The sequence below is a fragment of the Arthrobacter sp. H41 genome (assembly GCF_000520535.1).
GTDB lineage: Bacteria > Actinomycetota > Actinomycetes > Actinomycetales > Micrococcaceae > Arthrobacter_D.
Genome location: NZ_KI914776.1, coordinates 1 through 10,641, shown reverse-complemented (window position 1 = coordinate 10,641; position 10,641 = coordinate 1). Strand labels below are relative to the sequence as shown.

General features: G+C 66.3%; 10 protein-coding genes. 8 read left to right on the top strand and 2 right to left on the bottom strand.

Annotated elements, in window-relative coordinates; translation table 11 throughout:
• On the top strand, positions 1-805 hold an 805-nt coding region (locus Y705_RS17490; protein ID WP_155849930.1), incomplete at its 5' end, for a serine hydroxymethyltransferase.
• A complete protein-coding gene (locus Y705_RS0104795) occupies positions 802-2,175 on the top strand; it encodes an L-serine ammonia-lyase (RefSeq protein WP_026532024.1) in 1,374 nt (457 codons plus the stop codon). The genes Y705_RS17490 and Y705_RS0104795, both read left to right, overlap by 4 nt.
• 251 nt (positions 2,176-2,426) lie before the next feature.
• On the opposite strand, the gene Y705_RS0104790 is transcribed toward Y705_RS0104795, so the two are convergent.
• On the bottom strand, positions 2,427-2,870 hold the full coding sequence (locus Y705_RS0104790) for a MarR family winged helix-turn-helix transcriptional regulator (protein ID WP_026532023.1): 444 nt from the start codon (positions 2,868-2,870) through the stop codon (positions 2,427-2,429).
• Positions 2,871-3,005: 135 nt separating this feature from the next.
• Positions 3,006-3,779, bottom strand: a complete 774-nt coding sequence (locus Y705_RS0104785) for an alpha/beta fold hydrolase (protein WP_026532022.1) — start codon at positions 3,777-3,779, stop codon at positions 3,006-3,008.
• A gap of 104 nt (positions 3,780-3,883) precedes the next feature.
• Between Y705_RS0104785 and Y705_RS0104780 the strand changes: the two genes are divergently transcribed.
• From Y705_RS0104780 to Y705_RS0104755, 6 genes are all read left to right on the top strand, one after another.
• Positions 3,884-4,621, top strand: coding sequence for a response regulator transcription factor (locus Y705_RS0104780; RefSeq protein WP_026532021.1), 738 nt, complete (start codon positions 3,884-3,886; stop codon positions 4,619-4,621).
• Positions 4,622-4,688: 67 nt separating this feature from the next.
• On the top strand, positions 4,689-6,371 hold the full coding sequence (locus tag Y705_RS0104775) for an ABC-F family ATP-binding cassette domain-containing protein (RefSeq protein ID WP_026532020.1): 1,683 nt from the start codon (positions 4,689-4,691) through the stop codon (positions 6,369-6,371).
• A gap of 89 nt (positions 6,372-6,460) precedes the next feature.
• Complete coding sequence (locus tag Y705_RS0104770) at positions 6,461-7,648, top strand: MFS transporter (RefSeq protein WP_049822286.1); 1,188 nt, start codon at positions 6,461-6,463, stop codon at positions 7,646-7,648.
• A gap of 47 nt (positions 7,649-7,695) precedes the next feature.
• Positions 7,696-8,703 carry a daunorubicin resistance protein DrrA family ABC transporter ATP-binding protein gene (locus Y705_RS0104765; RefSeq protein WP_026532018.1) on the top strand — a complete coding sequence of 336 codons (1,008 nt, stop codon included), beginning with the start codon at positions 7,696-7,698 and terminating at the stop codon, positions 8,701-8,703.
• On the top strand, positions 8,700-9,548 hold the full coding sequence (locus Y705_RS0104760; protein WP_081737791.1) for an ABC transporter permease: 849 nt from the start codon (positions 8,700-8,702) through the stop codon (positions 9,546-9,548). The genes Y705_RS0104765 and Y705_RS0104760 overlap by 4 nt, the downstream gene beginning before the upstream one ends.
• Before the next feature lie 159 nt (positions 9,549-9,707).
• Positions 9,708-10,641: ABC transporter ATP-binding protein (locus Y705_RS0104755; RefSeq protein WP_026532016.1), on the top strand; the 934-nt coding region annotated here is incomplete at its 3' end.

The following is a 10,641-nucleotide window of genomic DNA, read 5'->3' as shown; positions in this document are numbered from 1 at the left end:
GCAGCTGATCGTGGCAGGCTGGTCCGCCTACGCCCGCCAACTCGACTTCGCCCGGTTCCGGGAGATCGCGGATTCCGTCGGGGCGTACCTCATGGTGGACATGGCCCACTTCGCCGGCCTCGTCGCGGCAGGGCTGCACCCTTCCCCGGTTCCGCACGCCCACGTCACCACCTCCACGACGCACAAGACCCTTGCGGGACCCCGCGGCGGAATCATCCTCAGCAATGACGCCGACATCGCGAAGAAGATCAATTCGGCAGTGTTCCCGGGTCAGCAGGGCGGTCCGCTCGAGCACGTCATCGCCGGAAAGGCCGTCGCCTTCCGGATCGCGGCGTCCGAGGAGTTCGCCGAACGCCAGCAGCGGGTGCTCGAAGGCGCACGCATCCTCGCCGACCGGCTCATGCAGCCCGACGTCGCAGCCGTCGGGATCTCCGTGGTGAGTGGTGGTACGGACGTGCACCTCGTCCTCGTGGACCTGCGGAACTGCGAGCTCGACGGGCAGCAGGCCGAGGACCGCCTCGCCACGATCGACATCACGGTCAACCGCAACGCAGTCCCCTTCGATCCGCGGCCACCGATGGTGACCTCCGGCCTCCGGATCGGCACTCCGGCCCTGGCGAGCCGCGGTTTCGGCGACGACGCCTTCCGTGAGGTTGCCGACATCATCGCCGCAGCCCTCACCGCGGAGGAGGGAGCCGACCTGTCAGGGCTCGCCGCGCGTGTGGCCGAGCTCGCCGAGGCACACCCGCTCTATGACGGCGTCACGCCGTTCCTGCGGCAGCCCACCGGACAAGGCACCCCGTGACCATCAGCGCCTTCGATCTCTTCAAGATAGGCATCGGCCCGTCGAGTTCCCACACCGGCGGGCCCATGACGGCTGCGTTCCTCTACACCGAGCTGCTCCGCGCAGAAGGCCTGCTGGGAAGCGTGGACCGCCTGCATGTGCAGCTCTTCGGGTCACTCGGGGCCACCGGCCACGGTCACGGGACGGTCAAGGCGGTCCTCCTGGGGCTCGAGGGGGAGCAGCCGCACCTGGTGGACCCGACCACCGCTGATGCACGCGTCGACGGAATCGGCGAATCCTCGTCGCTCAGGCTGGCAGGGGAGAAGCCCATCCGCTTCGACCCGAAGGTGGATCTGATCCTGCACCGCAGGGAGCGCCTCGACTACCACACTAACGGCATGAGGTTCGAGGCCTTCCGCTCCACCGGCGAGCTGCTCAGGGCCCGGGACTACTTCTCGGTGGGCGGTGGATTCGTGCTGGACGAGGACCAGATCGGATCCGAATCAGCCACCGAGAAGCCCGTTCCCGTTTCGCATCCGTTCACCACAGGAGACCAGCTCCTTGCACTCTGCAAGGCCACCGGCATGTCGTTCTCCGACGTCGTGCTCGCCAATGAACTGTCCTGGCGGACCGAGGCGGAAGTGCGGGCCGGTCTGCTGGAGATCTGGGACGTCATGCAGGACACGATCCGCCGCGGCACCTCCACCGGCGGAATCCTTCCCGGTGGGCTCAAAGTCCGGCGCCGGGCGGCGCGCCAACTCGAGCTGCTCGAGAAAGCGAACGATCCGAACGACCGCCTCGGAACCATGGAGTGGGTCACGCTGTTCGCGCTCGCCGTCAACGAGGAGAACGCCGCCGGCGGGCGCGTGGTCACGGCTCCCACCAACGGTGCGGCCGGCATCATTCCCGCTGTCCTGAAGTACTACGTCGACTTCGTGCCGGGAGCCGACGACGACGGCGTGGTGCGGTTCCTGCTCGCCGCCACCGCCGTCGGTTCGCTGTTCAAGAGGAACGCATCGATCTCGGGTGCCGAGGTCGGCTGCCAGGGCGAGGTGGGTTCGGCCTGCGCGATGGCTGCCGGAGCGCTGGCGGAGGTCCTGGGAGGAACACCGGAGCAGGTGGAGAACGCGGCGGAGATCGGGATCGAGCACAACCTCGGGCTCACCTGTGATCCGGTGGGCGGGCTCGTCCAGATTCCCTGCATCGAGCGCAACGCCGTCGGAGCCATGAAGGCGATCACGGCGGCCCGCATGGCGGTACGCGGCGACGGTCAGCACCACGTCTCCCTCGACGTCGCCATCAAGACGATGCGCGACACCGGCGCGGACATGATGGACAAGTACAAGGAAACAGCACGCGGCGGCCTGGCCCTCAACGTGGTGGAGTGCTGAGCGGCCCAAGAACGGCGGCGTCGACGATCCGGTCGGCGTTGCTGCGGGTCGCCGCGACCAGGCGCGCATTCGCCTCGCCCACGCGTTCAACCCAGGACCGGGCAGCGGCAGGGGATTTGCCGAACCGGACATGGCGGTCGATCAGGCGTTCGATGCGCAGCTGATCATCCGATTCGCAGTACCAGATCTCGCTGCACTCGGCCCGTGCTTCCCGCCAGCCCGGCGCGGCACTGAGTGCCTACCAGCGCGGATCAGACTGCTGCGGCAACAAGCTTCTGCCGCTGGGGGGCGAGCTCACCGACGATGCCACGGAGCAGGGCGCGCAGTTCGAAGGACTCGAGGCCCTCGCCCGCCATGAGCGTCCGCTCGATGTTCTCGGCTTTGACGAGCGCCTCGGTGCCGGCGGAGGTAATGGTGACCCGCTGGCTGCGGCGGTCCATCGTGTCGCGGATGCGTGAGATGAAGCCCTGGCGCTCGAGCTTCTCGATCGTCTTGCCGATGGTCTGTGCCTGCACGTGCACCGCCAGCGCGAGCTTGGCGCCGGTCATGGTTCCTTCGCGGGAGAGGACCCCGAGCGTCGTGTAGCCCGCATGGGTGATGCCGATATCGAGCAGGCGCTCGTTCCACGCATGATCCACGAGCCGTGCGGCGGTGGTGAGGAGGCGGCTCGTTGACCACTCGTTCATGTCAGGCATGTCGGTACTTCTTCCCAGTCTTTGGAACACCTGGCCGGCTTCGCTGCGGAGAGGCCGGCCAGGTGCGTTATCTTTCTACTATCCACTTCAATCTTCAAGTTTCCCCTATGGCGCCGCTGAAGCTTGTCGCAAGACCTACTGTGCTTCAGCGCGGGAAGGAATCGACCGTACGAAAGTCCGGATCAGTCCGGCCACGGCAGCCGGAGCGCTGTGCTGCACTACATGGGGGTGGCCTTCGATCTCCTGAAGCTTACCCGCCGGGCTCGCCTCTGCGAGTTCACGGCACCACTCCTCGCGCGCCACCGGATCCCGGGAGCCCCGGAGGACCAGCACGGGGCACGTCAGCGCGGGCATCTTGTCCTCGAGCGGATAGGTCATCATGGGCTTCAGTTCGCGAAGGTACCAGCGTAGGCCGGTCCGGAGGTAGTCCGTGAAGACGATCAGGTTCGCCGAGGGCGCTTCACGCAGGGAGTCGTGGGCCAGGGCCAACGCCTGCCGCAGCACGCGGCGTCGCCGCCGGTCCACCACCGGGCCGATCAGGACGACGCCGGCAACCAGCTCCGGGGCCTGCAGCGCCGCTTCGGCAACGATCTGCGTACCCATGGAGTGCCCCACCAGGACGCAGCGCGACACGCCGGCGTCCAGCAGCACCTGCACCAGGATGGCAGCGTGCTCCTCGACCGACACGGTCCGGCTGGGTCGTGGGTTGGGGCCGAAGCCGGGAAGGTCGAGGGAATAGGTGTCGGCCGTCGCGGAGAGCTGATCATGCAGTCGCGTGAGGTAGCGGTGTGACATCCCGATTCCGTGCACCAGGACGAACGCCGGCCCGGGCATTCCCGGCGCAGTACTTGAGTGCAACCTGAGGGTCTGGCCGAGGACGTTGAGGGACTGCGCGGTGGGTGTGGTCACCGGAAAATTCTACGGGCACAGCATCGGGCACGTTTACAGGGCCAGGTTCAAGCTTCGTTCAAGAGTGGGCAATATTCCGCGCCCTTTTCTGGCAATGTAGAGGTATGCCCAATCCGTCGCCGCAGCGCACTGCCCTCGTTGTCGAGGATGACCAGGATATTCGGGACCTGCTGTCCGCGACCCTGCGCATGAACGGATTCCTCACCTTCGAAGCACCGAACGGACACGAAGGCCTTGCCCTGGTCCGCGCACACCAGCCGGACCTCATCACCCTGGACCTGAACCTGCCGGATCTGGACGGCGTGGAAGTGTGCCGCCAGGCCCGCGCCCTCAGCGACGCCTACATCGTGATGGTGACCGCACGCCAGGAGGAGATCGACCGGCTGATCGGCCTCGAGATCGGGGCCGACGATTTCATCGGCAAACCTTTCAGCCCCCGCGAGTTCTCCGCCCGGGTCAGCGCCATGTTCCGCAGGCCCCGCACCGGCCCCCAGCAGGCGGTGCCGCCGTCCGACGGGAACGCGGTGCTCCGGCACGACGGGCTCCTTGTGGATGTCGAGGGACGGGTGGTGACACTCGACGGCGTCGAACTCGCCCTGACGCGCATTGAATTCGACCTCCTCGAAACCCTGCTCACGGGAGCCCAGCGCGTGTGGACACGGGAATCATTGCTCAGCCGCGTGTGGGGAGACGGTTGGGGGCAGGATCACCACCTGGTGGAGGTGCACATCCGCAATCTCCGGAAGAAACTCGGCGAGGATGCCAGCACGCCCCGCTTCATCCGGACCGTTCGGGGCGTGGGCTACCGGATGATCCCCCTGGGTGCAGCTCCGACCGGATGAATCCCGCCACCCTATTCTCCATCCCGGTTCCCGGTCAGGGTTTGCCAGCGGATGAAAGACTTGGGCAGTGGCACACCTAGACGTCTCCAACATCGATTACTTCCTCTCCGACGGCCGGCAGCTCCTCAATGCGGTGTCGTTCAAGGTGGGCGAGGGGCACAAGACCGCGCTGATCGGACCCAATGGAACGGGCAAGACGACCCTGCTGCGCATCATCGCCGGCGACCTCCGCGCGGATGAGGGAGCGGTGAGCCGCTCGGGGAACATGGGCATCATGCGCCAGTTCGTGGGGCAGGTCCGCGACGACACGACGGTCCGGGACCTCCTCGTCTCCGCGGCTCCCCCTGCGCTCGCCGCGGCGGCGAAGGGGGTCGACGACGCCGAACTCTCCATGATGGAGGCCGACGACGAACCCACGCAGATGAAGTACGCCCAGGCGCTCGCCGACTGGGGTGACGCCGGAGGATACGAGCTCGAGACCACCTGGGACGAAGTGACCATGGCGGCCCTCGGCGTGCCGTTCGAGCGCGCGCAGCACCGGGCGGCGTCGTCGTTGTCCGGTGGCGAGCAGAAGCGGCTGGTGCTGGAGGCACTTTTCACCGGACCGGACGAGCTCCTGCTGCTCGATGAGCCCGACAACTACCTGGACGTGCCCGGAAAGCGCTGGCTCGAGGCGAAACTCAACGAGTCGAAGAAGTCGGTGCTGTTCGTCAGCCACGACCGCGAACTGCTCGCCAATGCCGCCACGCGCATCGTCACCCTCGAACCGGGAGCATCGGGCGCCTCCTCCTGGACGCACGGAGGTGGCTTCGAGACCTACCTCAAGGCCCGCACCGACCGCAACGCACGTTTCGAGGAGTTGCGGAAGCGGTGGGACGAGGAACACCTCAAGCTCAAAGAGCTGGTGAACATGTACAAGAACAAGGCGGCTTTCCGCTCGGATATGGCGAACCGGTACCACGCCGCCCAGACCCGGCTGGCGAAGTTCCTCGAAGCGGGCCCGCCCGAGGCGATCCCGATGGAACAGAACGTCAGCATGCGCCTGCGGGGAGGCCGGACGGCGAAGCGCGCCGTCGTGGCGCAGAAGCTTGAGCTGACAGGGCTGATGAAGCCGTTCAGCTCGGAGATCTGGTTCGGCGACCGCGTGGGGGTGCTGGGCTCGAACGGGTCGGGCAAGTCCCACTTCCTGCGGCTCCTCGCGGGCGGCGGAACCGATCCGGACAAGGAGCACCTGCCGGTGTCCGACGTCGACATCGCGGAGGTGCCGCATGAGGGTTCCGTGAAGCTCGGCGCGCGCATCCGTCCCGGGTTCTTCGCCCAGACGCATTCGCGCCCTGATCTCCTGGGACGCACCCTGCTCGACATCCTGCACCGCGGGGATGAACACCGCTCGGGGCTGGGGCGCGAAGCGGCGTCTGGTGTCCTTGACCGCTACGGCCTGGCGGGCCAGTCGGAGCAGGTCTACGACTCGCTGTCCGGCGGCCAGCAGGCACGGCTGCAGATCCTCCTGCTCGAGCTTTCGGGGGCAACGCTCCTGCTGCTCGACGAGCCTACCGACAACCTCGACCTGCATTCCGCCGAAGCCCTCGAACGGGCTATCGACGCGTTCGAGGGCACCGTCCTCGCCGTGACCCACGACCGCTGGTTCGCGCGCAGCTTCGACCGGTTCCTCGTCTTCGGAGCGGATGGAAAGGTGTACGAATCGAAGGCGCCGGTGTGGGACGAGGGCCGGGTGGAACGGGCGCGCTGAGAACCCACCGTTCGAACCGGGCAGTGGAGTTGGGGGCGCCCCTGAGCCATTGCTACCGTTGCAGGGTGAATCCCAACCTTCGACCGGCCATGTGGGCCACCTACGCGATCTTCGGTCTGAACGGCCTGGTCTTCGCCAGCTGGGCGGCACGGATTCCCGCGGCTTCCTCGATCCTCGGCCTGTCCTCGGGCCAGATCGGGTCACTGCTGCTGGTCGGTGCAGTGGGATCCGTCATCTCCCTTCCACTTGCGGGATCGATCTCGGCTCGCGTGGGAACGGCCAATACGGTGCGCCTCGGCGGGGCGGCAGCTGCCATGGCGGCAGGGGCTGTGGCTTCCGGACTGTGGCTGGAATCGGTGCCCCTGACCGGCGTCGGACTGTTCCTCTTCGGCTCGGGAGTCGCGCTGTGGGACGTCGCCCAGAATATCGAGGGTGCCGACGTGGAGCGCCAGCTCCGGCGGACCATCATGCCGCGCTTCCATGCCGCGTTCAGCGGCGGCGCTTTCGTCGGGGCGATGGTGGGTGCCGTACTGTCGGCGCTCGAGGTCTCATTGCCGGCGCATCTGGTCGGGGTTTCGATCGTGTCGCTGTGTGTCTCCCTGTGGATTCCTCGGTACTTCCTTCCCGAAGCCGGCCATCCCGCCCACACCGGGGCTGGTCCTGTCCCCGGAAGACTCGACGCGTGGCGGGAGCCCCGCACGCTGCTGATCGGACTGGTCGTCCTCGGCGCCGCACTCACCGAGGGTGCGGCGAATGACTGGGTGGCGAAGGCGACCGTCGACGGCCTTGGCGCCAGCGAGAGCTTCGGCGCCGTGATGTTCGCGGTCTTCGTCGCGGCGATGACCGCGTTCCGCTTCATCGGCGGGAGCTTCATCGACCGTTTCGGGAGGGTGAGGGTGCTGCAGGTGAGTCTCGGTGCGTCACTGGTAGGTCTGGTGGTCTTCGTCTTCGCCCCCAATCTCCCCCTGGCCGCTCTGGGGGCCATCCTGTGGGGCACCGGCGCCGCACTCGGATTCCCCATGGGAATGTCGGCGGCCGCCGACAACCCGACGCGGGCAGCGGCACGGGTCTCGGTGGTATCCACCATCGGATATACGGCTTTCCTGGCAGGACCTCCGTTGCTCGGTTATCTCGGTGACGCTGTCGGCATCCGCAATGCCCTGCTGGCGGTGGGAGTGGCGGTCCTTGCGTCCTTCCTTGTTGCACCTGCAGCCCGTGAGCGGGAAGTACCAGCGCCGGCCGACCATCGGGCACCGCTGGATAAGGACAGGACCTGACCTGATTTCGTAGTGCCGCGGGGCCGGGGAGTCCTAGGCTTTGTCGCATGACGATCATCGAGGCGCACGGCCTGCGCAAGACCTACAAGTCGAAGAGCGGCCCGGTCCATGCGCTTGACGGCATGGATCTCTCTGTTCCGCAGGGCACTGTGAAGGCTTTGCTGGGCCCCAATGGAGCGGGAAAGACGACTGTGGTCAAGATCCTCACCACGCTGATCCAACCCACCCGGGGCACCGCCGTCGTCGACGGAATCGATGTGGTTGCCGACCCGAAGTCGGTGCGGCGGATCATCGGGGTGTCCGGCCAGTACGCAGCAGTGGACGAGAACCTCACGGGTTTCGAGAACCTGGAGATGGTGGGCCGGCTCTATCACCTCGGGGCGCGCACCGCGAAGCGCCGGGCGCAGGAGCTGATCGACCAGTTCGAGCTGACCGAGGCCGGCAATCGACCGGTCAAAGGGTTCTCCGGCGGTATGCGGCGCCGGATCGACCTCGCCGGAGCGCTGGTGATCAATCCGAAGATCCTCTTCCTCGACGAGCCGACCACCGGCCTCGACCCCCGCAGCAGGCTTTCCCTGTGGGGCATCATCCGCAACCTCGTTCACGACGGCACCACGCTGCTCCTCACCACCCAGTACCTCGAGGAAGCGGACCAGCTTTCCGACGACATCGCCGTGATCGACGGCGGGAAAGTGATCGCCGAAGGAACCGCCGACAAGCTGAAGGCGCAGATCGGCGGGCACCGGGTGGTGGTGACCCTTGTGGACGAAGTCGATGCCGCGGCCTCCCTCGAGGTGCTGGGCCGCCACGGTGACGGTCCGCCGTCCCTCGCCGACGACGGACGCACCGTCGAGGTGCCCGTCATCAACGGGCCCCGTGCCCTTCAGTACATCCTGGCCGATCTTGGCCAGGGAGCCATTGAACTTCACGACGCCGGGATGCGGCGCCCCAGCCTCGACGACGTCTTCCTGAAGCTCACGGGTCGCCGCGCCGAGGAGACGGAGAACCAGGAAAACCTCTCGGACAGCGAAACCCAGAAGGAGAAGGCAACATGAGTGTCCTTGCGCCACCGAAACAGCCCGCACAGCAGCCGGTGGCGCCGAGCGCAGGTGCCATGTGGGTCTCTGACGGCTGGACCGTCACCAAGCGGAACCTGACGAAGTTGAAGCGCTCGCCGGACATGCTCATCTTCGCCGTCCTGCAGCCCATCATGTTCGTCCTCCTGTTCAGCCAGATCTACGGCGGATCCATCGAGGTCGAGGGCACGGACTACACCCAGTACCTGATGGCAGGGATCTTCGCTCAGACCGTCATCTTCGGATCGACGTTCTCCGGGGCCGCCATGGCACAGGACCTGAAGGACGGCATCATCGACCGTTTCCGCACCCTTCCCATGAGTTCGTCTTCGGTGCTCATCGGCAGGACCAACAGTGACCTCGTGCTCAACGCGATCTCGGTGCTCATCATGATGGCCACGGGCTTCCTCGTGGGCTGGAGAGTGAATGCTTCGGTGGGGAGCTTCCTGGGAGGGGTAGCCCTCCTCCTCCTCTTCTCCTACGCCTTCAGCTGGGTGATGGCATTGCTCGGCATGTCGGTCAAATCACCGGAAACGATCAACAACGCCTCCTTCATGATCCTTTTCCCCCTGACCTTCATCTCCAACGCCTTCGTGCAGAGCCAGACCCTGCCCGGCCCATTGGAGACCATCGCGAACTGGAACCCCGTCTCGGCCTTCGTGCAGGCCGCGCGGGAACTGTTCGGGAACGTGGGGTCGGCGCCGGTCCCCGACGTCTGGCCCATGCAGAATGCCCTTCTGACAGTGCTTCTCGGTGCAGCCTTGATGCTCATCATCTTCGTGCCCCTCTGTATCCGGAAATTCGCCTCGATCAGCTCTCGGTAGGAGCGGTCCGCCTACCCGGGTGGGTCCATCATCCCAAAGAGGTACGGATCTCCCGCTGGATCATCCCCGGGGCCGGTTACTCCTGTGTGCCACCGGCCTAGAGTTGAACCAGTGCGGTTTGTCTGCCGGATGCAGGCAGTATCGATGGGAAGGACCGGAATGATCGAGGCACACGGCCTGGGAAAACGCTATGGATCCAAGACCGCAGTAGATGACATCTCCTTCACCGTCCATCCGGGCAGGGTGACGGGGTTCCTCGGCCCGAACGGCGCCGGGAAGTCCACGACGATGCGCATGATCGTCGGGCTGGATACCCCGACGTCGGGAAAGGTCAGCGTGAACGGGCGGCCCTACGCCGACCACAGAGCGCCGCTGCGTGAAGTGGGAGCACTGCTCGACGCCAAGGCGGTCCACACCAAACGCTCCGCCTACAACCACCTCCGTGCGATGGCCGCAACCCACGGCATTCCGAACAGCCGTGTGAAGGATGTCATCGAGCTGACGGGACTCGGCCCCGTGGCCAAGAAGCGCGTGGGCGGTTTCTCCCTCGGGATGGGACAGCGCCTGGGCATCGCCTGCGCACTCCTCGGAGACCCGCACACCGTGATCCTCGACGAGCCGGTGAACGGGTTGGACCCGGAGGGCGTCCAGTGGGTGCGCCATCTTGCGAAGGGCCTCGCGGCCGAAGGACGCACCGTCTTTCTCTCGTCGCACCTGATGTCGGAGATGGCCCTGACCGCCGACCACCTCATCGTGATCGGGCGGGGGCGCATCATCGCTGATGCTCCGATCAAGGACATCATCGACGGTGACAACCAGGCGCGTGTCCGCGTCCGTGCCGACCGCCCGCAGGATCTTCTGGCGGCGATCGCCGGAGAGGGTGTTTCCTCGAATCTCCTCGAACCCGAACTGCTGGAAGTCATGGGCCTGGACGCTCGCAGGATCGCGGAAGTGGCGCTGCGCGAGAACGTGCTCGTCTATGAGCTGACACCGCTCCAGGCGTCCCTTGAAGACGCCTACATGCAGCTCACCCAGACCGAAGTCGAATACCGGTCCCATGACCTTCCGCAGCACAACAGCGGCATGGCCCGGG